Below are 26,993 nucleotides of genomic sequence, written 5' to 3'. Positions count from 1 at the left end.
CTCGACGCCGGCGGTTTCGACGACGGAGGGCGGGCCGGGGGCTACCCGGCCCGCCCTCCGTCGTCTCCCGGTCGTCAGCCCGGGATGGTGGCCTTCACCGCGCCGGTGAGGGCGGCGGCCGGGTCGAACGGGTTGGCCGCGGCCCCGGCCGGGACGGTCACCTCGACGTAGGCGGCGCGCATGGTCGTCACGAAGCGGTAGCCGCCGTCGGTGAGCTTCTGCGACCACCAGGTGACGTCGTCCACGGTCGGCGACCAGTCCTTGGCGTGCTCGCCGTCCAGCGCCTCCGGGCGGTCGACGCCGCAGCGCAGCACCGTGCGGGGCGTGGTGTCCCACGCGGCGACGTACGGCGAGGCGGGCGACGGGTCCTTGCGGGCGTGCCCGAGCAGCTCCCGCGGCAGAGCCGCCGCCAGCGCCCGGCAGTACCCGGCCGCCTTGCCGCCCGGCTGCGGGGCCGCGACCTGGTCGTCGGCGGAGCCCCAACTGCCGAGCAGCACCACGACCGTGCAGGTCAGCGCGAGCGGCAGGGCCAGCCAGCGGATCGGGGCCGGCAGGGCCGCCAGGGCCCTGGGGACGCGGAGTTCGATAGCCACCCACCGATGGTATGCGGGCCCTACAGGTGGACCACCGGACAGGTGAGGGTACGGGTGATGCCCTCGACCTGCTGGACCCTGGCCACCACCAGGCGGCCCAGGTCGTCCACGGTGTCGGCCTCGGCCCGGACGATCACGTCGTACGGGCCGGTGACGTCCTCGGCCCGGAGGACGCCGGGAATCTCGGAGATCGACTGGGCCACTGCGGTGGCCTTGCCGACCTCGGTCTGGATCAGGATGTATGCCTGTACCACGGGGACCTCCGGCGGCCGGTTACGGGGATCGCCGCCGTGATCGCCCGGCCAGGCGTCGGGGTGGGAACGGGCTCACCGGCAGTCTGATCACCACGCTACCCCGGGGTGGGCCGGGGAGGGGAGACCCCGGGCCCTCCGAAGGGCGTACGCTGCGCGCGGGGGCGCGGCGGGGACGAGTTCAGATGGAAACGCGAGAGGACGGCAGATGCAGGGGACCGTGGGCGAGCTCGGCGAGTTCGGTCTCATCAGGGAGCTGACCGCCCGGGTGCCGCTCACCGACGCGGTGGACCTCGGCCCGGGTGACGACGCCGCGGTGGTGAAGGCGCCGGACGGCCGGGTGGTGGCCACCACGGACGTCCTGATCGAGAACCGGCACTTCCGTCGGGACTGGTCCACCGCCTACGACGTGGGCCGCAAGGCCGCCGCCCAGAACCTCGCCGACGTGGCCGCGATGGGCGCGGTGCCGACCGCGATACTGCTCGGCCTGGTCGCCCCCGCCGACCTGCCCACCACCTGGGCCACCGAGCTGATGGACGGGCTGCGCGACGAGTGCCAGGTGGCCGGGGCGACGGTGGTCGGCGGCGACGTGGTGCGCGGCGACACCGTCACGCTGGCCATCACGGCGCTCGGGGACCTGCAGGGGCGCGCGCCGGTGACACGCTCCGGCGCGCAGGTCGGCGACGTGATCGCGGTGACCGGCTGGCTCGGCTGGTCGGCCGCCGGACTGACCGTGCTGCAGCGCGGCTTCCGTTCCCCGCGCGCCTTCGTCGAGGCGCACCGCCGGCCCGAGCCGCCGTACCACGCGGGCCCGGCCGGCGCGGAGTTGGGCGCGACCTCGATGATCGACGTGAGCGACGGGCTGGTCGCCGACCTCGGCCACGTGGCCCGGGCCAGCGAGGTGGACATCGATCTGAAGGCCGCCGACTTCGACGTCCCGGCGCAGATGGCCGACATCGGGCAGGCGGTCGGGGTGGACCCGCTGGTGTGGGTGCTGTCCGGCGGCGAGGACCACGCGATCGTGGCGACCTTCCCGCGCGGGGTCCAACTCCCGGCCCGCTGGCGGGTGGTGGGCGAGGTGACCGGCCGCCCCCGGGGCAGCCGCAGCGGCCGGGTGACGGTGGACGGCGCGCCCTGGGACCGGGTCGGCGGCTGGGACCACTTCGCCGAGTGAGGGCCGACCCCGCCGATTGTCGTACGGCGCGCGGCGGATGGCGCCCGGACGACGGTGCGGCGCGTGACGCTCCCGACGTGCGGCGCACGGTTTCGCGGGCCCGTTGTGCGTAGGCTGGCGACGACCGAGCCCGCCCGCCGTCCGGTGCGGGTGGTCTGAACCACTGCGAGCGGGAGCGCACCAGCCATGCGTATCGGTGTACTGACCAGCGGCGGCGACTGCCCCGGCCTCAACGCGGTGATCCGCTCCGTGGTGCACCGGGGAACGGACGTGCACGGCTACGAGATCGTCGGGATCCTGGACGGCTTCCTCGGTCTGATCGAGGGCCGCACCCGGCCGGTCTCGCACGACGACGTCACCGGCCTGCTCACCCTCGGCGGCACCGTCCTGGGCTCCGCCCGGGTGCAGCGCGAGCGGATCGCCTGGGCGGTGGAGAACGCCAAGACGCTGGCCCGGGACATCGGCATCGACGCGCTGATCGCGATCGGCGGCGAGGGGACGCTGACCGCCGCCAAGCTGTTCAGCGACGCCGGACTTCCGGTGGTCGGGGTGCCCAAGACCATCGACAACGACATCGACGCCACCGACGTCACCTTCGGCTTCGACACCGCGGTGCACGTCGCGACCGAGGCGATCGACCGGCTCAAGACCACCGCCGAGTCCCACCAGCGCGTCATGGTGGTCGAGTTGATGGGTCGCCACACCGGCTGGATCACCCTCACCGCGGGCATGGCCGGCGGCGCGCACGGCATCCTCATCCCGGAGAAGCCCTTCGACATCGAGGCGGTGGCCCGGATGGTCGAGGACCGCTTCGACCGCGGCAAGAAGTTCGCCATCATCGCCGTCGCCGAGGGCGCCGCCCCGTTGCCGGGCACCATGCGCTTCGACCACGGCGACGTCGACCAGTACGGCCACCGGACGTTCGGCGGGATCGGCAACCGGCTCGCCCACGAGCTGGAGAACCTGCTCGGCAAGGAGGCCCGCCCGGTCATCCTCGGCCACACCCAGCGCGGCGGTACCCCGACCGCCCGGGACCGCGTGCTCGCCACCCGCTTCGGCTGGCACGCCGTCGAGGCCGTCCACCAGGGCGCGTTCGGCCACTTCACCGCGCTGCGCCGGACCGGGATCGAACTGGTGCCGATCGCCGACGCGGTGACCAGGCTGAAGACGGTGCCGGAGGACCGCTGGGTGGAGTCCGAGGCCGTGCTCTGAACCACCGCAGGTAGGTTGACCCCATGGTCCACCCGTCTCCCACCCCCGCCCCCGGCCGGCAGGTCCCGCCCGGCCCCTCGCCCGCCCCGCCGCGGGTGCTCACGATCGCCGGCTCCGACTCCGGCGGCGGTGCCGGCATCCAGGCCGACCTCAAGGCGATGCTCGCCCTCGGCGTCCACGGCATGAGCGTGATCACCGCCGTCACCGCGCAGAACTCGCTCGGTGTCCAGGGCTACTGGGAACTGCCCGCCGAGGCCGTCCGGGCGCAGTTCCGCAGTGTGGTCGACGACATCGGGGTGCAGGCCGTGAAGACGGGCATGCTGGCGTCGATCGAACTGGTCGAGACCGTCTCCGACCTGCTCGCCGGAGTGTCCGCCCCGGTGGTCGTCGACCCGGTCGGCGTCTCCAAGCACGGGGACGCCCTGCTGGCCGCCGAGGCCGTCGCCACCGTCCGCGAGCGGCTGCTGCCGGTCGCCACCCTGGCCACCCCCAACCTGCACGAGGTGACGCAACTCACCGGCCGGACGGTCGAGAACGAGGGGCAGATGCTGGACGCCGCCAAGGCGCTGCTCGACCTCGGGCCGCGCTGGGCGCTGGTCAAGGGCGGCCACCTGGAGGGCGAGGCCGCCGACCTGCTCTACGGCGGGCCCGGCGAGGTGCACTGGTACCGGGCGCCGCGCTACGACAACCGGCACACCCACGGCACCGGTTGCACCCTGGCCAGCGCGATCGCGGCCGGGCTGGCCAAGGGCGAGTCACTGCCGGAGGCGGTCGGCTCGGCCAAGGAGTACATCACCGGCGCGATCGCCGGGGGCTTCGCGCTCGGCGCCGGGATCGGCCCGGTCGACCACGCCTGGCGCTGGCGCTGATCCGGACGGTGGGCGGGTCACCGGGCCCGCCCACCCGCGGGAACTCCCGGGAGCGGAGGGAACGCCCCGGCCGGAGAACGAAAACAGTGGAGCCGGTTCATCCGAGGATGAACCGGCTCCACTGGAGGACCGGCATGCCGGTCTGCGCGTCAGCGCGAGACCTTACCGGCCTTGATGCACGAGGTGCAGACGTTGAGCCGCTTCGGCGTCCGCCCAATCACAGCGCGCACCGTCTGAATGTTGGGGTTCCAACGACGGGGGGTACGGCGGTGCGAGTGGGAGATGCTGTTGCCGAAGCCCGGCCCCTTGCCGCAGACGTCGCAGTTGGCAGCCACAGGAGTCACTCCAAGACTTCAGATCATTTACGTTCGACAACCCCGCTGGACCAGCGGAGCACTCGCGTGAACCGGACCGGGCCGAAGGGTGAGCCCGGATTGTTCCAGGCAACCGGAAGAGCATACAACGCTTGCTCCGGTTCAACGAAACTACCATGACCGGCCGGGTGATCGCTCCGGTCGCCGGTCCCGGTGACCCTCCCCGGCCCCCGATAACCTGCCGGTATCACCCCTCGCCGTTCACTCTCAGGCCATCGCGGCGTCCCATCCGGAGGAGACCTGGTGCTGCACACGCTCGACGCCCCGGCCGTGCGCACCTGGTGCCAGCTCGCCCTGCGCGCGCTCGGCCAGGCCCGCGAGGAGATCGACGCGCTCAACGTCTATCCCGTCCCGGACGGCGACACCGGCACCAACCTCTACCTGACCGTCGAGTCCGCCGCCGCCGAGGTGGAGAGCCGCTTCGCCGACCCCGCCGCCGAGCCGGCCCCCGGCCTGGCCGACACGATCCGGGCGATGGCCCGCGGCGCGCTGGTCGGCGCCCGCGGCAACTCCGGCGTGATCCTCGCCCAGTGGCTGCGCGGCACCGCCGAGACGCTCGCCGAGGGCGGCGGCGCCGACCAGCTGCGGGCCGCCCTGCAGCGGGCCGCCGACTCCGCCTACCAGGCCGTCGCGGAGCCCGTCGAGGGCACCCTGCTGACCGTCGCCAGGGTCGCCGCCCGGGAGGCCGTCCGGGCCGGGGACGGGCTCGCGCAGGTCGCCGACACCGCCTACCGGGCCGCCCGGGACGCGCTGCGGCACACCCCCGAACAGCTCGCCGTGCTGGCCGAGAACGGGGTGGTGGACGCCGGCGGGCGCGGGCTGGTCGCCGTCCTCGGCGCGCTCGCCGACGCCGTCGCCGGGCAGCAGCCGATGGGCCCGGTCGCGCTGCGCGGCGACCTCCGGGCCGTCGAGAGCTGCGAGGTGCACGTCCGGCCGCCCGGCCCCGGCCACCCCGCCTTCGAGGTCATCTACCTGCTCGACGCACCCGACGAGGCCCTGCCCGCGCTGCGCGGGCGGCTCGGCGCGCTCGGCGACTCGCTGGTGATCGGCGGCGGCGACGGCCTGTGGAACGTGCACGTCCACGTGGACGACGCGGGCGCCGCCGTGGAGGCCGGGGTCGAGGCCGGGCGCCCGCACCAGATCCGGATCACGCACTTCGCCGAGGCCGCCGCCCGGGCCGGCAGCGCCGCCGAGCGCGGCGAACGCGCGGAGCGGGCCCGCGCGGTGCTCTCCGTGGTGTCCGGCGGGGGCCTGGCCGAACTGTGCGAGCAGGCCGGCGCCGTCGCCCTGCACGCCGACCCGGACCGCCCGCCGGCCAGCGCCGAACTCGCCGCCGCCGTCCGCCGCTCGGCCGCCCGCGAGGTCGTCCTGCTGCTCAACGACCCCGAGTTGCGCGCCGCCGCCGGGGCCGCCGCCGACCAACTGCGCGAGGAGGGCGTACGGATCGCCGTGCTGCCCACCCGCTCGCCGGTGCAGGGGCTGGCGGCGCTCGCGGTGCACGAGGGCGGCCGCCGCTTCGACGAGGACGTGGTCGCCATGACCTCCGCGGCCGGTGCCACCCGGTACGCCGAACTCGCCGTCGCCGAGGGGGAGTCCTGGACGATGGCCGGGGTCTGCCAGGCCGGCGACGTGCTCGGCCTGATCGACGGCGACGTCGCGGTGATCGGCGCCGGACTGGCCGAGGTCGGGGCGAGCGTGCTGGACCGGATGCTCGGCGCGGGCGGCGAACTCGTCACCCTGGTCCTCGGCGAGGGCGCCGACGAGGCGCTCGCCGACCACCTGGTGGCGCACGCCCGGCACCGGCGGCCCGAGGTCGACGCGGTGGTCTTCCACGGCGGCCAGGAGTCCGCGCCGCTGCTCATCGGGGTGGAGTGAGCCGGCCGGCGTGGGGCCCGGATTGTCGGTCCCGTGGTGTAAACAGGGGGCTGATGGGCGCTCTCGATGAACCACTGACCAAACTCGTCGGCGACCGCACCGCGAAGGTGCTCGCCGACAGCCTCAAGCTGCGCACGGTCGGGGACCTGCTGCACCACTACCCGCGCCGCTACGTCGAACGCGGCCAGCTCACCAGCCTGGACGAGCTGGAGATCGACGAGCACGTCACCGTGCTGGCGCGGATCGAGAAGGTCACCCTGATCCCGTTCCGCGGCCGCAAGGGCGACCGGCTGGAGGTCGTCGTCACCGACGGCCGCAGCCGGCTCTCACTGGTGTTCTTCAACCAGGGCTGGCGGCAGAAGGAGCTCAGGGCCGGCGCCCAGGGCCTGTTCGCGGGCAAGGTCGGGGTCTTCAACCGCAGCCGTCAACTGGTCTCGCCGGACTACCAACTGCTCGACGAGGAGGCCGGGTCGGACGCCGCCCGGCAGTTCGCCGGCCGGCTCATCCCGGTCTACGGCGCCAGCGCGCAGATGCCCAGCTGGAAGCTGTCGATCTGCATCGAGACGGCCCTCACCAAGCACCTGGGCGACGTCGGCGAACCGCTGCCCGCCGAGCTGCGCGAGCGGCACGAGCTGATCCCGCTGCCCGAGGCGCTGGAGCTGATCCACCGCCCGCGCAGCCAGGCCGACCGAGAGCGCGCCCAGAGTCGGCTGCGCTGGGACGAGGCCTTCGTCCTCCAGGTCGCCCTGGCCCAGCGCCGGGCGGCCGAGTCCGCGCTGCCCGCCGTCCCGCGCAGGGCCCGCGAGGGCGGCCTGCTGGACGCCTTCGACGCCCGGCTGCCGTTCACCCTCACCGAGGGCCAGCAGAAGGTGTCCGCCGAGATCGCGGCCGACCTGGCCGGCGAGCACCCGATGCACCGGCTGCTCCAGGGTGAGGTCGGCTCCGGCAAGACGCTCGTCGCGCTGCGCGCCATGCTCGCCGTGGTCGACGCGGGCGGGCAGGCCGTGCTGCTCGCACCCACCGAGGTGCTGGCCCAGCAGCACCACCGCTCGATCGTCGAGATGATGGGCGACCTGGCGGAGGGAGGTCTGCTCGGCGGCTCCGAACTCGGCACCCGGGTGGTGCTGCTGACCGGCTCGATGGGCGTCCCGGCGCGCCGCCAGGCGCTGCTCGACATGGCCTGCGGCGACGCGGGCATCGCCATCGGCACCCACGCGCTGATCGAGGACAAGGTCCAGTTCCAGGACCTCGGCCTGGTGGTGGTCGACGAGCAGCACCGCTTCGGCGTCGAACAGCGGGACGCGCTGCGCGCCAAGGGCGAGCAGCCGCCGCACCTGCTGGTGATGACCGCCACCCCGATCCCGCGCACCGTCGCGATGACCGTCTTCGGGGACCTGGAGACCTCCGTCCTCGACCAGCTGCCGGCCGGCCGCTCGCCGATCTCCACCCACGTCGTCCCCGCGCTGGAGAAGCCCAACTTCCTCACCCGGGCCTGGGAACGCGTCCGCGAGGAGGTCGACAAGGGCCACCAGGCGTACGTGGTCTGCCCCCGGATCGGGGACGAGGAGCCCGCCGCCGAGCCGAGGAAGAAGCGCAGGGCGGGCGAGGAGGACCTGGAGGACGTCGCTCCCGACGCCGGCGCCGGGAGCGACGAACGGCGGCCCCCGCTCTCGGTGGTGGAGACGGCCGAGAAGCTGGTCACGGGCCCGCTGAGTGGCCTGCGGGTGGAGATCCTGCACGGCCGGCTGGCCCCGGAGGCCAAGGACGAGGTGATGCGCCGGTTCACGGCCGGCGAGGTCGACGTCCTGGTCGCCACCACCGTCATCGAGGTCGGCGTCAACGTCCCCAACTCCACCGCGATGGTCATCATGGACGCCGACCGTTTCGGTGTCTCCCAGCTCCACCAGCTGCGCGGCCGGGTCGGCCGCGGCAGCGCGGCGGGCCTGTGCCTGCTGGTCAGCGACATGCCCGCGGGCAGCGCGGCCCGGGCCCGGCTGGACGCGGTGGCCGGCACCCTGGACGGCTTCGAGCTGTCCCGGATCGACCTCGAACAGCGCCGCGAGGGCGACGTGCTGGGCCAGGCGCAGTCCGGGGTGAAGTCCTCGCTCAAGGTGCTCTCGGTGCTGGAGGACGAGGAGGTCATCCTCACCGCCCGGACGGAGGCCACCCGGCTGGTCGCCGAGGACCGGGAGCTGGCCGCCCACCCGGAGCTGCGCACCGCGCTGGAGAGCCTGCTCGACGAGGACCGCGCGGCCTACATGGAGAAGGGCTGAGCGGGCCGCCGCGGCCCCGGAATTGTCAGACCCCCGCGAGAGAATGAAGGTGTTCAGGGCGCACCCCCAAGGTGCGTACCTGGCACGACACTTGGGGGTCCTGCCATGGCATTCCGTCATCTCAACGAGCTCCCGCTGGGCGACAAGGTCTTCCGGATCGAACTCGCCAGCGACGACGACCGCGAGGTCACCCTCACCCTGACCGGCTGGCGCGAGGGGGCGGCCGCCCAGCCGCTCGCCTCGGGCAAGCTCCGCCTGCCGGTCGAGGACGTCGCCTCGCTGCGGATCGCGCTCAACCGCGCGCTGCGGGCGCTGGCGATCGTCGCCGATGTCTCCGAGCCCATCCCCGACCGCGACGTGCTGCGCGAGCTGTACCCCGGCCACGGCGCCCCCTGGGTGCCGCAGCACGAGGAGGAACTGGTCCGGCGCTTCCACGACGGCGAGACCGTCGCCCGGATCGCCGCCCGCTTCGGCCGTACGCCCGACTCCGTCCGCACCAAGCTGCGCGAGCTCGGGCACGACCCGCGCCGCCCCGAGTTCTGCCCGCCCGACGGCTGCCTGTCCTGGTCCCGCTACGCCTCGCCCGCGCTGCTCGGCGCGGCCGTCCCGGCCCAGTCGGCGGGCTCCGAGGCCAGCTGAGCGGGTAGCGGCCGTGGCCCAGCCGACCGGCACGGCGGGGCCACGGCCGCTGCTCGTCCGCCCGCCTCCGGGGCGCTCCCAGACCTCGGGGCGGGATAGCGTGGTGCGGCAGCGACGAAAGGACCTTCCACCACCATGACCCGCGTGATCGCCGGGCTGGCCGGCGGCCGCCGGCTGGCCGTACCGCCAGGCCGGGGCACCCGTCCGACCTCCGACAAGGCCCGCGAGGCGATGTTCTCCACCCTGGAGGCGTTGCGCGGCACCCTGCACGGGGCCCGGATGCTCGACCTGTTCGGCGGATCGGGCGCGGTCGGTCTGGAGGCGCTGTCGCGCGGTGCCGGACACGTCCTGCTGGTCGAGGCGGACGGCCAGGCGGCGCGGGTGATCCGGGAGAACGTCCGCACGATCGGCCTGCCGGGCGTGGAGGTGCGGGCCGCCAAGGCGGAGAAGGTGATCGCGGGCCCGCCCCCGCAGACCCCGTACGACCTGGTCTTCCTCGATCCGCCGTACGCCGTGACGGACGAGGAACTGCGCGAGATGCTGATCACACTCCTGGCCGGGGGCTGGCTCGCGGCGGACGCACTCGTCACCGTGGAGCGCAGCACCCGTGGCGGCGAGTTCGGCTGGCCCGAGGGCTTCGAGGTGCTGCGCTCGCGCCGCTACGGCGAGGGCACGCTCTGGTACGGTCGCGCCGCCGCCGAGGCCAGCCAGCACGAGTAGCGGGCCGAGGCCCGCAGCAGCCGTCACCCCACGAGGGAGCACACACGCCATGCGCCGCGCCGTCTGTCCCGGTTCGTTCGACCCGATCACCAACGGTCACCTCGACATCATCGGGCGGGCCTCGAAGCTGTACGACGTGGTCCATGTCACGGTCCTGATCAACCGGAACAAGCAGGGCATGTTCACCGTCGAGGAGCGGATCGGCCTGATCGAGGAGGTCACCGCGGACTTCGGGAACGTGGTGGTCGAGTCGTACCACGGCCTGCTGGTGGACTTCTGCCGGGAGCGCGGGATCCCCGCGATCATCAAGGGCCTGCGCGCGGTCAGCGACTTCGACTACGAGCTGCAGATGGCCCAGATGAACCACGGCCTGACCGGCGTGGAGACGCTGTTCGTGCCGACCTCCCCGACCTACAGCTTCCTCTCCTCGACGCTGGTCAAGGAGGTCGCCGCGTACGGCGGGGACGTCTCCCACCTGCTGCCGGAGACGGTGCACCGGCGGCTGGTCGAGCGGATCGCGGAGCGCAGGGCCCAGCAGTAACCGGAGCGCGAGGGGCGCCGGCCGGAGCCGGGCAGCCGTCCGTTTCTGCCGGTTCGTCACGGCTTGTCCGGTGCCCGGTCAGCCGGTCGGGCTCGGGCGTTGTGACCTCGCCGCGCGGTGGCCGTACAGTCTGTATTCCTGCCCTGCGGTGAGGTTCGCCGCGTCGGGCCTGCCTCCGCCGGACCGTCGGCGGCACACGGAAAGACGAAGCCCCGTGGACGTGCAGAACAAGGTCGACGAGATCGTCGCGGCGGTCGAGAACGCCCGTTCGATGCCGATGTCGGCCTCCTGCGTGGTGAACCGGGCCGAGCTCATCGGCCTGCTCAACGACCTCAAGGCGGCGCTGCCCGCCGAACTCGCCCAGGCGCAGTCGGTGATGGCCGACCACGAGCAGGTGGTGGCCGGCGCCCAGGCCGAGGCGGACCGGATCATCCAGGGCGCGCACGCCGAGCGGGGCTCGCTGATCTCCGACACCGAGGTGGTCCGCCGGGCCCAGGCCGAGGCCGACCGGATCCTCGCCGAGGCCCGCGCCGAGGTCGAGACCAAGCGCGCCGAGGCCGACGACTACGTGGACAGCAAGCTCGCCAACTTCGAGGTCGTGCTGACCAAGACGCTGGGCTCGGTCGGCCGCGGCCGGACCAAGCTGCGCGGCGACTCCAGCGTCTTCGAGACCGAGCACGAGGGCGAGCCGGACGGCGAGGAGTTCCAGCCGCAGCGGATCAGCCCCAGCCCCGAGGTCGACGAGTACGTCGATGTGAAGCTCGCCACGCTGGAGAACGTCCTCGGCGCCACCCTGGAAGCGGTCGGCAAGGGCCGCGACAAGCTGCTCGGCAAGCGGCCGATCGACGAGCTGGGCGCCTACCTGGCCGCCGCCGACGAGGCGCAGCAGGCCAAGGAGCGGGCCGAGGCGGTGGCCGCGGGCTTCGCCCACGACGCCGACGGCGACGACATCGCCTGGTACCGCGAGGACGTCCCGCAGCAGCAGACCTGGCCGGAGCAGACCCCGGCCGCGGCGGGCTGGCAGGCCCCCGGCGCCGACCAGTACGCGGCGGCCCAGCAGCAGGGCGGGCAGTACGCCGAGGTGTACGGCGGCGGCTACGACCCGGCCGGCCAGGGCGACCCGTACGGGACCCAGTGGGGGTACCAGCAGCAGGGTGCCGCGGACGGCTACCCGCAGCAGCCGGACTACGCGGGCCAGCAGCAGCACGGGGACTACGGCTACCAGCAGCAGCAGCAACAACAGCAGCAGCAACCGGGCTACGGCGCGCAGCAGTACGACGCCTACACCTACCCGCAGCAGCCCGCGACCCCGCCGGCCGTGGCGCAGCAGCAGGGCCTGGACGAGACCAGCTTCTTCGACACCAGCATGATCGACATGACCAAGCTCCGGGAGCTGGGCGGTCGCTGAGCCGGGCCCGAGCGGCCCCGTCGGGTGTCCCTGACGGGGCCGAAGTTGGGCCTGGGGGGAGACTCCGGTAGGCTGACCACTCCGGCCTTTTCGTGTCGGACTGTCGGCTTGCCCGCGCGCCACCGGCGTGAAGGCACCGCACATCGATGTTTCCCATGGAAGTCAGGACACCTTGAACCGCCTCGACCACCGCGACCCCCTCGTGTTCGACACGCACGAGCTGGGACGTCGCCCGGGCTCGCTGCGCAAGGTGTCCCGCACTCTGGAGGCCCCCGAGGGCCTGGGGATCATCGACGTGATCGGCGTGCCGGAGAAGAGCGAACTCCATCTGGAGCTCCGCCTGGAGTCCGTGGTCGAGGGCGTGCTGGTGACCGGCACCGCCGAGGCCCGGATCGAGGGCGAGTGCGTCCGGTGCCTGGAGCCCGTCGAGGACGGCATCGACGTCGACTTCCAGGAGCTGTACTACTACCCGGAGTCCGACGAGCGTCACCGCGCCCGGACCACCGGGACCGAGGACCTCGACGAGGACTCGGAAGAAGAGACTTACCGCCTGGAGGGCGACTTCTTCGACCTCCAGCCGGTGCTGCGTGACGCGGTGGTGCTCGCACTGCCGCTGCAGCCGGTGTGCCAGGAAGACTGCCTGGGCCTGTGCTCCGAGTGCGGAGCGCGCCTGAGCGACGACCCGACGCACCACCACGACGCCGCCGACCCCAGGTGGGCGGCTCTGCAGGGACTCTCCGCCGCCCCCGGCGACGAGGGTGACGGGATCAAGAACAGCGACACCCGTGAGGGTCTCGCCGAGAACCAGGAGAAGTAGCCGTGGCTGTTCCGAAGCGGAAGATGTCGCGCAGCAACACGCGCCACCGCCGTTCCAACTGGAAGGCCGTCGTTCCGGCCCTCGTGGCGTGCGACCGCTGCCACGAGCCGAAGCTGGGCCACATCGCGTGCCCGAGCTGCGGCACGTACAACCGTCGCCAGGTCCTCTCGGTCTGATCGGCGGGGTGCACGGATCGATGTCGGACGGTAACTCCACCCGCAAGGCGTCCGCCGCCCCGAAGGGTTCCTCTTCGGGCGGTGGCAGGGCCGGTGGGCCGGCTTCGACCGAATACGACGTCCTGGAAGGGCGCCTCGGGTACACACTCGAGCGCGCCCTTCTGGTGCGTGCCCTGACCCACCGCTCGTACGCGTACGAGAACGGGGGTCTGCCCACCAACGAGCGCCTGGAGTTCCTCGGCGACTCGGTGCTGGGCCTGGTGGTGACCGACACCCTCTACCGCGTCCACCCGGACGTCCCGGAGGGCACGCTCGCCAAGCTGCGCGCCGCAGTGGTCAACTCCCGCGCGCTCGCGGACGTCGGCCGGGGCCTGGACCTCGGCGAGTTCATCCGGCTCGGCAAGGGCGAGGAGGGCACCGGCGGCCGCGACAAGTCGTCGATCCTCGCCGACACCGTCGAGGCCGTGATCGGGGCCGTCTACCTGGACCAGGGTCTGGACGCGGCCACCGAGTTCGTCCACCGGCTGTTCGACCCGCTGATCGAGGAGTCCTCTCAGCTGGGCGCCGGCCTGGACTGGAAGACCAGCCTGCAGGAGCTCACCGCCTCGGTGGGCATCGGGGTGCCCGAGTACGTGGTCATGGAGTCCGGTCCGGACCACGAGAAGACCTTCACCGCGGCGGCCCGGGTGGCCGGCGAGGACTTCGGCAGCGGCGTCGGCCGCTCGAAGAAGGAGGCCGAGCAGAAGGCCGCCGAGAGCGCTTGGCGAGCGATCAAGGAGAAGTACGCCGACCGGCTGCCCGCCGGGGCGCAGTAGCCTTCCTCCTGCCGATCACTTTCGCAGGAGGTCTGTTCCCGTGCCCGAACTTCCCGAAGTCGAGGTCGTCCGCCGTGGTCTGGCGAACTGGGTCGCCGGGCGGACCGTCGCCGACGTCCAGGTGCTGCACCCGCGTGCGGTGCGCCGCCAGCCCGCCGGCGCGGCCGACTTCACCGCCCGGCTGATCGGCACCACCCTGGGCACCGCGCAGCGGCGCGGCAAGTACCTGTGGGTGCCGCTGGCGGGGACCGGCGCAGGATTCTCGCTGATCGGCCACCTCGGGATGAGCGGCCAACTCCTCGTCCAGGACCCGTCGGTTCCCGACGAGACGCACCTGCGGGTACGGCTGCGGTTCACCGACGGCGGGCGCGAGCTGCGCTTCGTCGACCAGCGGACCTTCGGCGGCCTCGCGGTCGAGGAGGCCGAGGACGGCGACCCGGAGGGCACCCCGCTCTCCATCGCGCACATCGCCCGCGACCCGCTCGACCCGCGCTTCGACGACGCCGTCTTCTCGGTCGCGCTGCGGGCCAAGCGCACCACCGTGAAGCGGGCACTGCTCGACCAGACGCTGATCAGCGGGGTCGGCAACATCTACGCCGACGAGGCGCTCTGGCGCTCCCGGCTGCACTACGACCGCCCGACCGCGACGCTCACCCGCCCGCAGACCGCCGAACTGCTGGCCAACGCCCGCGAGGTGATGACGGCCGCGCTCGCCGTCGGCGGCACCAGCTTCGACAGCCTGTACGTCAACGTGAACGGCGAGAGCGGGTACTTCTCCCGGGACCTCGACGCGTACGGCCGCGAGCACGAGCCCTGCCGCCGCTGCGGGACCCCGATCCGGCGGGCCGCCTGGATGAACCGTTCCAGCTACTTCTGCCCCCGCTGCCAGCGCGTGCCACGGGCCCGCAGCGGGGGCTAAGACCGACCGGCACATGGTGGCCGGCGTCGCGACGCCACCCACCATGTGCCGGTCGGTCTAAACCGGCTCAGTGCTTGGCGAGTTCCGGTTGGTCGGCGGCCGCCTCGCCGGGGGCGCCGTGGGTGTCCTGGCCGAAGTAGGCGACCCCGACCGCGGACACCACCGCGAGCAGGAAGCCGACCACGCCGAGCCAGCCCAGGCCGGACTTGGAGGAGTCGCCGAGCCAGAGCACGCCGATCGCGCCGGGCAGCACGGTCTCGCCGACCACCAGCGCGGCCGTCGCGCCGTTCACCGAGCCGATCTGCAGCGCCACCGTGTGCACGTACATGCCGCCGAGGCCGCCGACCAGGATCGCGTACAGGGCCGGGTCGGAGAGTAGCTTGGCGAGGTCGAACGGATCGATGCCGTTCAGGATGCGCACGCCGACGCCCAGCGCGCCGAAGCCGAGGCCGGAGAGCAGACCGGCGACGATCGCGCCCTTGGAACCCATCCGCCGCACCAGCAGGCTGCCGCCGACCAGCAGCACGGTGGTGACCACCAGCAGCCACCAGTGGAAGGCCATCTCGGCGTGGTGGCCGCCCTCGGGCCCGGCCGAGACGGCCAGCAGCACCAGCGCCGAGCAGAGCACGCCGATCGAGGCCCACTCCAACTGCTTGAGCCGGATGCCGAGCAGCTTGATGCTCAGCACCGCGGTGATCACCAGGTTGGCGCTGATGATGGTCTGGGAGAGGAACAGCGGCAGCAGTCGCGCGGCCAGCGCGCCCAGCCCGAAACCGATCAGGTCGAGCACCGTACCGAGGATGAACTCCCAGGTGACGGCGGCCTTCGCGGTCGAGGACAGGCTCGGCCCGCCGTGCTCGGTGGTGTTGGTGGTGGCGCCCTTGGCGGCCTCCTCACGTGCGGAGCGGCGGGATCCGACGGCCTGGAGGACTGAGCCGGTGCCGTAGCAGGCGGATGCCGCTACGGCGGTGACGAGGCCGATGATCACCGGGTGCTCCGATCGGGAGATGGGTCAGGAACGGGCTTGGTCAAGAAAAGGCAATGGGACCAGTGGTCCGGGACCACTATGCCCGCCCGCGCGATACGGTCGGGACGCCGCCTGGAACGTCCTGGGCCCGCCGGGACGTACGACCGGGCGCCTGCCGCAGTTCCCGCACACCGCCCGCATCGGGGGCGACTGGGGGAAACATCATCCCGGAGGAGGGGCGAAGCCCCGGCGGACGGCGGGGAATCCTGTCATTACCAGTATGCGAAGGGTATGCCGTGCTCCGACGCCAGTCGCGGTAGCGTCGTGGGCATGAGAACCCTTGCACGACGTTCCCGGGGCGCCGGGCCGCTTGCCCTGGTGGCGACGCTGCTCGGGCTGCTGCTCCTGCTGGCTCCGGCGGCCTCGGCCGCCGGCGGGCTGGACGACGCGGCCTCCGCCCTGAAGCAGGGCCGGGTCTACGTCGATCCGGCGATGACGAGTCGATTCAGCCAGAGCCAGGCCGACGCCCTGACCGAGAAGATCAACAAGGCTGACAAGCCGATCTTCGTCGCGATCGTCCCGGCCGACTCCGCCTACGGCGCCCAGACCGTCTTCAAGGACCTGCGCACCAAGGTCGGCATCGACGGTGCCTACGCGATCTGGCGCGGCGACCAGTTCGCGGCCAAGGCCGACCGCGGCGCGATGTCGCAGGGCAGCGCCGAGCGCATCGCCGGCGCCGCCTTCCGCTCCCACAACGGCGACATCGCCGCCACCGTGAACGACTTCGTCGACAGCGCCGCCCCGCAGACCAAGGGCACCGGGGTGAACCACACCACCTCGATCGCCTGGGTGGTCATCCCGGTCGTGCTGCTCGCGCTGGCCGGTGCCGGCGTCTTCCTCCTCTTCCGCCGCGCCAAGAAGCGCAAGGAGGAGCAGGCCCGGGCCGAGCTGGAGCAGCTGCGCCGCGTGGTCGACGAGGACATCACCGCCTTCGGCGAGGAGCTGGACCGGCTCGACTTCAACCCGGCGGCGGCCGACGCCGACGACACCCAGCGCACCGACTACACCCACGCCCTGGACTCCTACGAGAAGGCCAAGCGGCTGATGGACGAGGCCAAGCGGCCGGACGACGTCAAGCCGGTCACCGAGGCGCTGGAGGACGGCCGGTTCGCGCTGGCCACCCTGGCGGCCCGGCGGGAGAAGCGCCCGGTGCCCGAGCGCCGTCCCCCGTGCTTCTTCGACCCGCGCCACGGCCCGTCCGTCAAGGACGCCGACTGGGCCCCGGCCGGCGGCGCCGCCCGTACCGTCCCGGTCTGCCAGTCCGACGCGGACCGGCTGGCCACCGGCCTCGACCCGGCCATCCGCACCGTCGAGACCGAGCACGGCCCGCAGCCGTACTGGAACGCCGGACCGGCCTACGCCCCCTGGGTGGGCGGCTACTTCGGCGGGTTCGGCGGCGGCGGCCTGCTGCCGGGCCTGCTGGTCGGGACCATGCTCGGCTCGATGATCAGCAGCCCGGCCTACGCCGCGGCGCCGATGATGGACCACGGCTACCAGGACCAGTACGAGGGCGGCGACTTCACCGGCGCCGACTTCAACTCCTCCGACTTCAGCGGCGGCTTCAGCGACGGTGGCGGCTTCGGTGGCGGCGACTTCGGCGGTGGCGGGGACTTCGGCGGCGGCGACTGGTGACCCGCTGACCCGATCGCCCGCCTCCGCGGCCCCGCCGGTTCCTCCGGCGGGGCCGCGGCGCGTGCGCGGGCCGGTCCTCGTGAGCGGGCGCATCGGGTTTGAGAAGGCAACCCGGTGTGGCAGGCTGGCGCTGTGACCCCCGACACCGAGTCCGTCCGCGCTCCGGGCGCCGTCCCCGGCCGACCGTGCTCGATGGCGGCCGCGTTGCAGGTGGTCGGCGAGAAGTGGGCGCTGCTGGCCGTCCGCGAGCTGTTCTACGGCAACCACCGCTTCGACCGGATCGCCCGCAACACCGGCGCGCCCCGGGACCGGCTGACCGCGCGGCTGCGGGCGCTGGAGGAGGCGGGGGTGGTCGAGCGGCGCCCGTACAGCGAGCGGCCGCCCCGCTACGAGTACCACCTCACCGAGGCCGGGCGGGACCTCGCACCGCTCGCCCACGCGCTGCGCACCTGGGGCGACCGCTGGGTGCTGCCGGAGTCGCCGGTGACCTTCGACCACGCGCCCGAGGGGCACGAGCCGCACCCCTTCGACCCGGCCTGGGTCTGTCGCTGCTGCGGCCGGGAGGCCCGCCGGGGCGAACTGCACGCGCGGGTGCACACCCCGGGCTGGACGGTCGACGGCCCCGTGGAGCTGTGACCGGGCGGTACGGCGGTTAGGGTCGGGGCATGCATGGTCGCGACGCCCACAGTGAGGAACCGGTCCGGGTGACCGCCTGGGTCCGGGGGAAGGTCCAGCAGGTCGGGTTCCGCTGGTGGACCAGGGCACGGGCGCTGGAGATCGGCCTGACCGGCTACGCGAGCAATCTCGGCGACGGCCGGGTGCAGGTGGTCGCCGAGGGCCTGGCCGCCGACTGCGAACAGCTGCTGGAGCTGCTGCGCGGCCCGGACACGCCGGGCGGCGTCAGTGGCGTCACCGAGATCTGGACGGCCGTCGGCCCCGGCTACGGGGGCTTCGAGATCCGCTGAGCCCGGCCCGTACCGGCGCGGACCGGAACTGATCCGCAACTGCCGGTGTCATGCGGTTGCCATCCGGGCAGACTCGTGGTTGACTCCGCATCGAACGATGATCCACGAGCACGTGGTCGGACCCGGCCCGAGACCTCCAGGCGTGACGACACCGCCAGGCAGGTGACAGGGGCGCGGTAGCGTGCGGTGATCGTGTTGACCCGTACCGTCTTTGGTGAGACGCTGGAAACCCGCGCACACGACCGCGTTTTCCCGGTAGGTGCATGCCCTCGTGAGCCCAGCTCACGGTGGTTGTGCCGTCAGTGCCCAGCCAGCACTGCCGGTGACGCGCCGCGCGTGCGCCCCTTCCCCCTAGACCTGTACCGTTCCGGTTCGGTCACTCAGCGTGGAGGACCATTCATCATGGCAAAGGCGCTTCTCGGGTACGTCGGCGGCCCCGACCCGCGAATGCTCTCCGAGATGCGACGGCTTCAGCAGCGCGTCCAGGACCTTGAATCCGAGCTCCTTCGGATGCAGGCTGAGAACGACGCGCTCACCGCTGTCGCTGACGAGCACTCGCTGCTCAACAGCATCGATCTGGATCAGCGGGAGCCGGCTCTCACCTGAGTCCCGCCCGGTCCTCGCAGATCGACGCCGCTGTGCACTGAGCCGCCCCGAAAGGGACGCAGCTTTGCAAGGGACGCCCGGTTGTGGCGTCCCTTCGTCGTGTCCGGGTCGTGTCCGGGACGCGCGGCCCGCCGGGGATACAGTCGCCGTTGAGCCCTGGGCCCCTGGCGAGCGATGAGGAGACCGGCCGCGTGCACCTGAAGAGTCTGACGCTGCGCGGGTTCAAGTCCTTCGCCTCCAGCACCACCCTGCGTTTCGAGCCCGGCATCACCTGCGTGGTCGGCCCGAACGGCTCCGGCAAGTCGAACGTCGTCGACGCGCTGTCCTGGGTGATGGGGGAGCAGGGCGCCAAGTCGCTGCGCGGCGGAAAGATGGAGGACGTCATCTTCGCCGGGACCAGCGGGCGCCCCCCGCTCGGCCGCGCGGAGGTCAGCCTCACCATCGACAACGCCGACGGCGCCCTGCCGATCGACTACGCCGAGGTGACCGTCACCCGGACCATGTTCCGCAACGGCGGCAGCGAGTACGCGCTCAACGGCGAGACCTGCCGCCTGCTGGACATCCAGGAACTCCTCTCCGACTCCGGCATCGGCCGCGAGATGCACGTCATCGTCGGCCAGGGCCAGCTGGACTCCGTCCTGCACGCCGACCCGATGGGCCGCCGCGCCTTCATCGAGGAGGCGGCCGGCGTCCTCAAGCACCGCAAGCGCAAGGAGAAGGCGCTGCGGAAGCTGGACGCGATGCAGGCCAACCTCAACCGCGTCCAGGACCTGGTGGCCGAATTGCGCCGCCAACTCGGACCGCTCGGCCGGCAGGCCAGGATCGCCCGCCGCGCCGCCGGCATCCAGGCCGCGCTGCGCGACGCCCGGCTGCGGCTGCTCGCCGACGACCTGCTCACCCTCCGCCAGGCCGTCGAGGCCGAGATCGCCGACGAACTGGCACTGCGGCTGCGCCGGACCACCGTCGAACAGGAGCTGGCCCACGCGGTGCAGCGGGAGGCGGTGCTGGAGGCGCAGGTCCAGCAGCTCGGCCCCAGCCTGGAGGCCGCCCGGCAGACCTGGTACCGGCTCTCCGCACTCGCCGAGCGCAGCCGCGGCACCATCGGGCTGGCCGAGGCCCGTGCCCGACACGCCGCCGCCGGGGGACAGGCCGAGGAGCGGCGCGGCCGTGACCCCGAGGAACTGGAGGAGGAGGCCGCGCGGGTCCGGGAGGAGGAGGCCGCGCTCACCGAGGCGCTGGAGGAGGCACAGTACGCGCTGGCCGAGGCGGTCGAACGCAAGGGCGGGCTGGAGCGTGAGCTGGCCGCCGAGGAACGCCGCCTCCGGGACGCCGCCCGGGCCATCGCGGACCGCCGGGAGGGCCTGGCCCGGTTGCAGGGGCAGGCGGCCGCCGCCCGCTCCAGAGCGGCCTCCGCCGAGGCCGAGACCGGCCGGCTCGCCGAGGCCAGGAACGACGCGCTGCTACGGGCCGGGGCCGCGCAGGACGAGTACGACGAACTCCAGCGGCAGGTCGACGGCCTGGCCGGGGACGACGGGCAGGCCGAGGCCGCACACCAGGAGGCCCGGGAGCGGCTCTCCGCCGTCGAACGCGACCTCGCCGCCGCCCGGGAGGTGGCCGGCGCCGCCGAGCGCGAGCGGGCCGGGCTCACCGCGCGGCACGAGGCGCTGTCCCTCGGGCTGCGCCGCAAGGACGGCACCGGAGCCCTGCTCGCCGCGGGGGAGCGGTTGAGCGGGCTGCTCGGTCCGGCGGCCTCCCTGCTGCGGATCGTCCCCGGGTACGAGGCGCCGGTGGCGGCGGCGCTCGGTGCGGCGGCCGACGCGGTGGCCGTCGACTCGCCCGGCACCGCCGCCGCGGCGCTGCGGCTGCTGCGCGCCCAGGACGCCGGCCGGGCCGCGCTGCTGATCGCGGGTGCGGGCGAACCGGCCGCCGACGCGGGGGAGCTGCCCGCCGGTGCCCGCTGGGCCGCCGAACTCCTCGACGGGCCACCGGGGTTGGCCGATGTCGCGCGGAGCCTGCTGGCTCGGGTGGCGGTCGTCGCCACCCTCGACGAGGCACTGCGGTTGGTCGCGGACCACCCCGGGCTGACCGCCGTCACCGCCGACGGGGACCGGCTCGGCGCCGGCTTCGCACACGGCGGCTCCGACGGCGCACCGAGCCTGCTGGAGACCCAGGCGGCGGTCGACGAGACCGCCCGGGCGATCGGTGAACTCACCGCCCGCTGCGCCGAGTCGGCCGAGCGCCTGGCCGAACTCGCCGAGCGGCGGCGGGAGTCGGCCGACGCCGTGGATCAACTCGCCGATCGGCGGCGGCAGGCGGAGCGGGAACGGGCCCAGGTGGCGGGCGCGCTCGGCCGCCTCGGCGGGCAGGCCAGGGCCGCCGCCGGCGAGGCCGAACGGCTGTCCGTCGCCACCGCGCGGGCCGACCAGGGGCTGGCCGAACTGCTGACCGTCGCCGAGGAGTTGGCCGAGCGGCTGGCCGCGGCCGAGGAGTCGGCGGATGCCGGGGAGGACGAGCCGGACACCGCCGAGCAGCAGCGGCTGGCCGAGGCCGCCACCGGCTCCCGGCAGGCCGAGCTGGAGGCCAGGCTCGCGGTGCGCACCCACGAGGAGCGGGTCCGCGCGCTCGCCGGACGGGCGGACCAGCTGGACCGGGCCGCCCGCGCCGAGCGCGAGGCGCGCGCCCGGGCCGCCGAGCGCCGTCGCCGCGCCGCGCACGACGCCCGGGTCGCGCACGCCGTCGCGGCGGGCGCCCGGCAGCTGCTGGCCTGCCTGGAGGTGTCGCTGGCCCGCGCGGACGCCGGGCGGGCGGCGGTCGAGCAGGCGCGCGCCGAGCGCGAGACCGAACTGCGGGCGCACCGCGAGCAGGGCCGCGGCCTCAAGGAGGAACTGGACAAGCTGGTCGACGCCGGCCACCGGGACGAGGTGCTGCGGGCCGAGAAGCGGCTGCGGATCGAACAGTTGGAGGCCCGCGCGCTGGAGGAGTTCGGCATCGACGGCGGCGAACTGCTCGCCTCGTACGGGCCGGACCAGCTCGTCCCGCCGTCCCCCGAGGAGCCGGCCGCCGACGGCGGCGCGGAGGAGGGGCGGCAGCCCGGCGAGCCGCGCCCGTACGACCGGGCCGAGCAGGAGAAGCGCCTCAGGGCGGCGGAGCGGGCGTACCAGCAGCTGGGCAAGGTCAACCCGCTGGCGCTGGAGGAGTTCGCGGCGCTGGAGGAGCGCCACCGGTTCCTCGGCGAGCAGCTGGACGACCTCAAGCGCAGCCGGCGCGACCTGCTGGACATCGTCCGGGAGGTGGACGAGCGGGTCGAGCAGCTGTTCACCGCGGCGTACCACGACACCGCCGCCCAGTTCGAGGGCGTCTTCGCCCGGCTGTTCCCGGGCGGGGAGGGGCGGCTGGTGCTGACCGACCCGGCCAACATGCTCACCACCGGCGTCGAGGTGGAGGCCCGTCCGCCGGGCAAGAAGGTCAAGCGGTTGTCGCTGCTGTCCGGTGGCGAGCGCTCGCTGACCGCGGTGGCGCTGCTGGTGTCGATCTTCAAGGCCAGGCCCAGCCCGTTCTACGTGATGGACGAGGTGGAGGCAGCACTCGACGAGACCAACCTGCGTCGACTGGTCGGGATCATGGAGGAGCTGCGGGAGAGCTCCCAGCTGATCGTGATCACCCACCAGAAGCTGACCATGGAGTCCGCGGACGCCCTCTACGGCGTGACCATGAAGGGGGACGGCATCTCGCAGGTGATCAGCCAGCGGCTGCGCGCGTCGGCACCTCCCGGTCGGCAGGCCGGGGGAGGGCGTCGGGAGCGGTCCGGGGCCGCCCGCGGCGCATCCGGGTAGGGCGGCTGCGGTCCATCCGGGCTCCGGTCACGGATACTGGAGCCGTTATGGAATACGTGATCCTTGCCGTAGTCATCGCCGTGGTCGCCATCGGCGCGATCGCCGGCCTCGTCGTTTCCGGCAGACGACGCCAGCAACTGCCCCCGAAGTCGCAGGCGCCGGTCATCACGGCGCCGCCGACCACCCCGCAGGAGCCCCAGGTCGGCGAGGAGGCCGCGCCGCCGACCGAGGAGCCCCGCCGCACCGTCGAGGAGGTGCAGCTCCCCGAGGCCGAGGTCGAGGTCGCCGAGGCCGAGGCGGCCCCCGCCGTCGAGGTCCCCGAGCCCACCGCGGGCCGGCTGGTCCGGCTGCGCTCCCGGCTCTCCCGCTCGCAGAACTCGATCGGCAAGGGCCTGCTCTCGCTGCTCTCCCGCGAGCACCTGGACGAGGACACCTGGGAGGAGATCGAGGAGACCCTGCTGACCGCCGACGTCGGCGTGGCCCCCACCCAGGAGCTGGTCGAGCGGCTGCGCACCCGGGTGAAGGTGCTCGGCACCCGGACGCCCGACGAGCTGCGCGCGCTGCTGCGCGAGGAGCTGGTCGAGCTGGTCGGCAAGGACTCCGACCGCACCGTCCGCTCCACCAAGCACGCGGAGGGCCCGGCCGTGGTCCTGGTGGTCGGCGTCAACGGCGTCGGCAAGACCACCACGACCGGCAAGCTCGCCCGCGTCCTGGTCGCCGACGGCCGGACGGTGGTGCTCGGCGCGGCCGACACCTTCCGTGCCGCCGCCGCCGACCAGCTGCAGACCTGGGGCGAGCGGGTCGGTGCGCGCACCGTGCGCGGCCCGGAGGGCGGAGACCCGGCGTCGATCGCCTTCGACGCGGTCAAGGAGGGCATCGCCGAGGGCGTCGACACCGTGCTGGTGGACACCGCCGGCCGGCTGCACACCAAGACCGGCCTGATGGACGAGCTGGGCAAGGTCAAGCGGGTCGTCGAGAAGCACGGCCCGGTGGACGAGGTGCTGCTGGTGCTGGACGCCACCACCGGCCAGAACGGCCTGATCCAGGCCCGGGTGTTCGCCGAGGTGGTCGACATCACCGGCATCGTGCTGACCAAGCTGGACGGCACCGCCAAGGGCGGCATCGTGGTCGCGGTCCAGCGCGAGCTGGGCGTGCCGGTCAAGCTGATCGGTCTGGGCGAGGGCGCGGACGACCTGGCGCCGTTCGAGCCGGGCGCGTTCGTGGACGCGCTGATCGGGGACTGAGGCCCCTCCCGTCCGTAGGGTCCGCTCCGCGAGGGGCGGGCCCTTTCGCGTGCCCGGGCCCCGCTTCCGCACCCGGGCCCTCGGGCCGGACCCGGGCCCCTTCGGGTGTCCGGGGCCGAGGCGGCGGGCGGGTTACGACGCGAGCCAGGCGGGTTCGGCGGTGCGCTCGCGGCCGCGGTGGCAGGCGTAGGCGAGGGTGCCGAGCAGCAGCCGGGCCTCGGGCGGGCAGCCGGCGTTGTCGCGGGTGGGGCGGCGCAGCCAGCGGACCGGGCCGAGCGCGCCGAGCACGGTGGGCGGGGCGGCCACGTAGCTGCCCTCGCCGTGGCAGGCGAGGTCGAGCGCGGCGTCGTCCCAGCCCATCCGGTAGAGCAGGTCGGGCAGGCGGCGGGCGGCGCCGGCGGCGACCAGGAACTGCAGCCGGCCGGTGGGCGCGGCGAGCACCGGGCCGACCTGGGTGCCCATCCGCTCCAGCCGGACCAGCGCCTGCAGGCCGGCCTGCTCGGGGACGTCCAGGACGTCGAAGGCGCGGCCGGTCGGGAACAGGACCGAGCCCTCGGCGTCCGCGGCCCGGGCCCGGCGCTCGCCGCCCGGTACGGGGTGCAGACCGGGCGCGGCGCAGCGGGCGGTGCCGCAGGGACAGCGGGTCGGGGCGGTGGCGGAGCCGGCCGGGCCGCCGGTGGCGACCGTCCAGCCCCAGCGGCCGGTGTACTCCGCGGCGGCCTGGGACGCGGTGACCTTGGTGCGGCGGCGCGCGCCCAGCGGTGCCAACCGCAGGTGCCCCAGTCGAAGTTCGCCGAACAGGTTGTCCATGCCTCCCCCAACAGGTTCTCGTTGCCGATGGTTACGGGACGGTGACTGTGTGTTGATGGTCCGTTGCGTGGTGCGTCGTGCGGTGGCGGCGTGCGGCGCCCGGTGTGCGCCTGTTGCGGTGGTGCGCCTCGGGCGCCGCCTTGTGGCGGGCGGTACCGATGCCGGATCGTCGGGTACGCGGGGCGGCCGCCGATCGGGGTGGGCGGCAAACTCGCTTGTGGCTGCGGCGGGTTGCCGGGAATCGCCGGGTTTCGCCGGAGGACTTGGCGGCCCGCATATGCCGGACCGTCGGTCTACCTAGTGAAGCGTGCGGGCCGTTGCTTCGGTTCACTCCTGGGGGTGGCGAAAGGTGGCGTTTCGCCAGGGTCGCTCCCGCGGGTGCCGCGCGGGGCATTACGTTCAGCACACGGACGTCGTCACGGAGTCGACTCCGGCCCCTCTGGGCACGGGAGTTGGGAATCTGACGCGCCGTCCGTAACGATGGCACACCAGTGCGACAGTGCGGTACGGCAACACCTCAGGCACGGCACGTCTGGCAAGGGCCCGCAACCGTCGGGCGTCACGATCGGGGCCCCGCAAGGGCCGGGCGGGATGGGGACGTTCCCATGGCAGAGAAGCAACCCAACGAGAAGCTGACCACGTGGTTCGCCCGCAGCGGCTGGTCCAAGGGCGAGCTGGCCCGTCAGGTCAACCGCCGGGCCCGCCAGATCGGCGCCCACCACGTGTCCACCGACACCTCGCGGGTGCGTCGCTGGCTCGACGGCGAGCAGCCCCGGGAACCGATTCCCAAGATCATGTCGGAGCTCTTCTCCGAACGCTTCGGCTCGGTGGTCTCGATCGAGGACCTCGGCCTGCGCGCCGCGATCCCGGTCTCCACCGTGGGTGGCGGCGTCGACCTGCCGTGGAGCGCGCCGCAGACCGTCCAGCTGATCAGCGACTACTCCCGCAGCGACCTGATGCTCAACCGCCGGGGCTTCCTCGGCACCTCGCTCGCGCTGACCGCCGGCGCCGCGCTGATCGAGCCGATGCAGCGCTGGCTCACCCCCGGCCCGAGCGGCGCGCCCACCCCGATCCTCGCCGCGGCCAACGGCGGCGACCCGTTCACCGGCCGGCTGTCCGAACCCGAGCTCGAACTGCTGGAGCAGACCACGGTCATGTTCCGCCAGTGGGACGCGCAGAACGGCGGCGGGCTGCGCCGCAAGGCCGTCGTCGGCCAGCTCCACGAGGTCACCGACCTGCTCCAGGAGACGTACAACGAGCACACCACCCGGCGGCTGTTCCGGCTCACCGCCGAACTCGCCCACCTGGCCGGATGGATGTCGTACGACGTCGGGATGCACCCGAGCGCGCAGAAGTACTACGTGCTGGCCCTGCACGCGGCCAAGGAGGCGGGCGACCGCCCGTTCGGCGCACTGATCCTCACCGACATGAGCCGCCAGATGATCCACCTCAACCGGGGCGAGGACGCCCTGGATCTGATCCACCTCGCGCAGTACGGCAGCCGCGACACCGCCACCGCACGCCAGCAGTCCCTGCTGTACGCGATGGAGGCGCGCGCCTACGCCACCATCGGCGAGGTGAACCGCTGCGCCCGGGCCGTGCGGCTGTCCGAGGACACCTTCACCGACATCCGCGAGGGGGACGACGAGCCGGACTGGCTGAAGTTCTTCTCGCCGGCCGAGCTGAACGCCGAGAACGCGCACTCCTTCCGTGACCTCGCCTACCACTCCGACAACGGCGAGCTGTACGCCTCGATGTCCGCGCCGGTGATGGAGCGCGCGGTGGACCTGTTCCGCCAGGACGGCGACCACGTGCGCTCGTACGCCTTCAACCTGATCGGCATGGCCAGCGTCCATCTCCTGCAGAAGGAGGCCGAGCAGGCCGCGGTGATGGCCGAGCAGGCGGTGGACATCGCCACCAAGGTGCGCTCGGAGCGGCTGAACTCCCGGGTCCGCAAGACCACGGAGGCCGCGGCCGCCCGGTTCAAGGGCGTGGACGCGGTCAGCCGGCTCAAGGAGCGCGTGGTTCAGGACATTCCGGAGTACGTCTCGGTGGTCTGAGGACCCCGCTCCGGCGGTCCGCCGACCCGCCCCGAGGACCCCACCGACCGTGACGGCCGCCGCCGCCACGGTCGGTGGTCCGTGCGCCACCGGCGGTGCCGCGCGGCGGCACGGTAACCCGTTCGGCCCTGCGGCAGGGCCGTGGTTCACGTAGGCGTAA

General features: G+C 73.5%; 25 protein-coding genes. 20 read left to right on the top strand and 5 right to left on the bottom strand.

The genetic code is table 11. The features are described from left to right. Positions 1-74: 74 nt before the first annotated feature. Together ACIO5E_RS37605 and ACIO5E_RS37600 are read right to left on the bottom strand one after the other, a co-directional pair. Complete coding sequence (locus ACIO5E_RS37605; protein ID WP_400676702.1) at positions 75-593, bottom strand: DUF3515 domain-containing protein; 519 nt, start codon at positions 591-593, stop codon at positions 75-77. A gap of 20 nt (positions 594-613) precedes the next feature. Then, complete coding sequence (locus ACIO5E_RS37600) at positions 614-847, bottom strand: Lrp/AsnC ligand binding domain-containing protein (RefSeq protein ID WP_280686262.1); 234 nt, start codon at positions 845-847, stop codon at positions 614-616. Positions 848-1,052: 205 nt separating this feature from the next. Here ACIO5E_RS37600 and ACIO5E_RS37595 point away from each other — a divergent pair, with 205 nt between their 5' ends. The 3 genes from ACIO5E_RS37595 to thiD all read left to right on the top strand — a co-directional run bounded on the left by ACIO5E_RS37595 (position 1,053) and on the right by thiD (position 4,099). Beyond that, entirely contained in the window at positions 1,053-2,018 is a 966-nt protein-coding gene (locus tag ACIO5E_RS37595; protein WP_280686263.1) for a thiamine-phosphate kinase, read from the top strand. Positions 2,019-2,204: 186 nt separating this feature from the next. Continuing rightward, entirely contained in the window at positions 2,205-3,230 is a 1,026-nt protein-coding gene (locus ACIO5E_RS37590) for a 6-phosphofructokinase (protein WP_400676700.1), read from the top strand. A gap of 23 nt (positions 3,231-3,253) precedes the next feature. After that, complete coding sequence (gene thiD / locus ACIO5E_RS37585; protein WP_400676698.1) at positions 3,254-4,099, top strand: bifunctional hydroxymethylpyrimidine kinase/phosphomethylpyrimidine kinase; 846 nt, start codon at positions 3,254-3,256, stop codon at positions 4,097-4,099. Positions 4,100-4,248: 149 nt separating this feature from the next. On the opposite strand, the gene rpmB is transcribed toward thiD, so the two are convergent. Continuing rightward, positions 4,249-4,434 carry a 50S ribosomal protein L28 gene (gene rpmB, locus ACIO5E_RS37580; protein WP_014138233.1) on the bottom strand — a complete coding sequence of 62 codons (186 nt, stop codon included), beginning with the start codon at positions 4,432-4,434 and terminating at the stop codon, positions 4,249-4,251. 282 nt (positions 4,435-4,716) lie between these two features. On the opposite strand from rpmB, the gene ACIO5E_RS37575 reads away from it, so the two are divergent. From ACIO5E_RS37575 to mutM, 10 genes are all read left to right on the top strand, one after another. Further along, a complete protein-coding gene (locus ACIO5E_RS37575) occupies positions 4,717-6,348 on the top strand; it encodes a DAK2 domain-containing protein (protein ID WP_400676696.1) in 1,632 nt (543 codons plus the stop codon). Positions 6,349-6,401: 53 nt separating this feature from the next. Next, a complete protein-coding gene (gene recG, locus ACIO5E_RS37570; RefSeq protein ID WP_400676694.1) occupies positions 6,402-8,621 on the top strand; it encodes an ATP-dependent DNA helicase RecG in 2,220 nt (739 codons plus the stop codon). A 105-nt stretch (positions 8,622-8,726) separates the two neighbouring features. Beyond that, complete coding sequence (locus ACIO5E_RS37565) at positions 8,727-9,260, top strand: hypothetical protein (RefSeq protein ID WP_280686268.1); 534 nt, start codon at positions 8,727-8,729, stop codon at positions 9,258-9,260. Positions 9,261-9,395: 135 nt separating this feature from the next. Next, positions 9,396-9,980 (top strand): 16S rRNA (guanine(966)-N(2))-methyltransferase RsmD, encoded by a 585-nt coding sequence (gene rsmD / locus ACIO5E_RS37560; protein ID WP_280685310.1) that lies wholly within the window; start codon positions 9,396-9,398, stop codon positions 9,978-9,980. A gap of 49 nt (positions 9,981-10,029) precedes the next feature. Further along, positions 10,030-10,521 (top strand): pantetheine-phosphate adenylyltransferase, encoded by a 492-nt coding sequence (gene coaD, locus ACIO5E_RS37555; RefSeq protein WP_400676691.1) that lies wholly within the window; start codon positions 10,030-10,032, stop codon positions 10,519-10,521. Between the two features lie 214 nt (positions 10,522-10,735). Further along, a complete protein-coding gene (locus ACIO5E_RS37550; protein ID WP_400676689.1) occupies positions 10,736-11,929 on the top strand; it encodes an ATP synthase F0 subunit B in 1,194 nt (397 codons plus the stop codon). A gap of 172 nt (positions 11,930-12,101) precedes the next feature. Continuing rightward, on the top strand, positions 12,102-12,746 hold the full coding sequence (locus ACIO5E_RS37545; RefSeq protein WP_400676687.1) for a YceD family protein: 645 nt from the start codon (positions 12,102-12,104) through the stop codon (positions 12,744-12,746). 2 nt (positions 12,747-12,748) lie between these two features. Further along, positions 12,749-12,922 (top strand): 50S ribosomal protein L32, encoded by a 174-nt coding sequence (rpmF, locus tag ACIO5E_RS37540; RefSeq protein WP_030056747.1) that lies wholly within the window; start codon positions 12,749-12,751, stop codon positions 12,920-12,922. Between the two features lie 20 nt (positions 12,923-12,942). Continuing rightward, on the top strand, positions 12,943-13,737 hold the full coding sequence (gene rnc / locus ACIO5E_RS37535) for a ribonuclease III (RefSeq protein ID WP_400676685.1): 795 nt from the start codon (positions 12,943-12,945) through the stop codon (positions 13,735-13,737). Between the two features lie 40 nt (positions 13,738-13,777). Next, on the top strand, positions 13,778-14,656 hold the full coding sequence (mutM, locus tag ACIO5E_RS37530; RefSeq protein ID WP_400676683.1) for a bifunctional DNA-formamidopyrimidine glycosylase/DNA-(apurinic or apyrimidinic site) lyase: 879 nt from the start codon (positions 13,778-13,780) through the stop codon (positions 14,654-14,656). Positions 14,657-14,723: 67 nt separating this feature from the next. Here the strand turns inward: mutM and ACIO5E_RS37525 are convergent, their stop codons facing one another. After that, complete coding sequence (locus tag ACIO5E_RS37525; protein WP_400676681.1) at positions 14,724-15,644, bottom strand: hypothetical protein; 921 nt, start codon at positions 15,642-15,644, stop codon at positions 14,724-14,726. Between the two features lie 309 nt (positions 15,645-15,953). Between ACIO5E_RS37525 and ACIO5E_RS37520 the strand changes: the two genes are divergently transcribed. The 6 genes from ACIO5E_RS37520 (at position 15,954) to ftsY (ending at position 23,963) form a co-directional block, all read left to right on the top strand. Beyond that, positions 15,954-17,315 carry a hypothetical protein gene (locus ACIO5E_RS37520; RefSeq protein ID WP_400676679.1) on the top strand — a complete coding sequence of 454 codons (1,362 nt, stop codon included), beginning with the start codon at positions 15,954-15,956 and terminating at the stop codon, positions 17,313-17,315. Between the two features lie 132 nt (positions 17,316-17,447). Beyond that, the gene (locus ACIO5E_RS37515; RefSeq protein WP_400676677.1) at positions 17,448-17,951 is read left to right on the top strand and encodes a winged helix-turn-helix transcriptional regulator; all 504 of its coding nucleotides are present in this window, start codon (positions 17,448-17,450) and stop codon (positions 17,949-17,951) included. Between the two features lie 29 nt (positions 17,952-17,980). After that, positions 17,981-18,280, top strand: a complete 300-nt coding sequence (locus ACIO5E_RS37510; protein WP_400676675.1) for an acylphosphatase — start codon at positions 17,981-17,983, stop codon at positions 18,278-18,280. A gap of 402 nt (positions 18,281-18,682) precedes the next feature. Then, positions 18,683-18,886, top strand: coding sequence for a hypothetical protein (locus tag ACIO5E_RS37505; RefSeq protein WP_030243474.1), 204 nt, complete (start codon positions 18,683-18,685; stop codon positions 18,884-18,886). A 191-nt stretch (positions 18,887-19,077) separates the two neighbouring features. After that, positions 19,078-22,719, top strand: a complete 3,642-nt coding sequence (smc, locus tag ACIO5E_RS37500) for a chromosome segregation protein SMC (RefSeq protein ID WP_400676673.1) — start codon at positions 19,078-19,080, stop codon at positions 22,717-22,719. Between the two features lie 47 nt (positions 22,720-22,766). Beyond that, complete coding sequence (ftsY, locus tag ACIO5E_RS37495; protein WP_400676671.1) at positions 22,767-23,963, top strand: signal recognition particle-docking protein FtsY; 1,197 nt, start codon at positions 22,767-22,769, stop codon at positions 23,961-23,963. 132 nt (positions 23,964-24,095) lie between these two features. Here ftsY and ACIO5E_RS37490 read toward each other — a convergent pair whose 3' ends face one another. Continuing rightward, entirely contained in the window at positions 24,096-24,773 is a 678-nt protein-coding gene (locus ACIO5E_RS37490) for a bifunctional DNA primase/polymerase (protein ID WP_400676669.1), read from the bottom strand. Positions 24,774-25,378: 605 nt separating this feature from the next. Between ACIO5E_RS37490 and ACIO5E_RS37485 the strand changes: the two genes are divergently transcribed. Then, positions 25,379-26,833 carry a hypothetical protein gene (locus tag ACIO5E_RS37485; protein WP_400676667.1) on the top strand — a complete coding sequence of 485 codons (1,455 nt, stop codon included), beginning with the start codon at positions 25,379-25,381 and terminating at the stop codon, positions 26,831-26,833. Positions 26,834-26,993: the final 160 nt, after the last annotated feature.

The organism is Kitasatospora sp. NPDC087314, from assembly GCF_044744365.1.
Lineage (GTDB): Bacteria > Actinomycetota > Actinomycetes > Streptomycetales > Streptomycetaceae > Kitasatospora.
The sequence above is the reverse complement of the archived record's forward strand: the minus strand, read 5'-3'. Positions and strand labels throughout refer to the sequence as shown.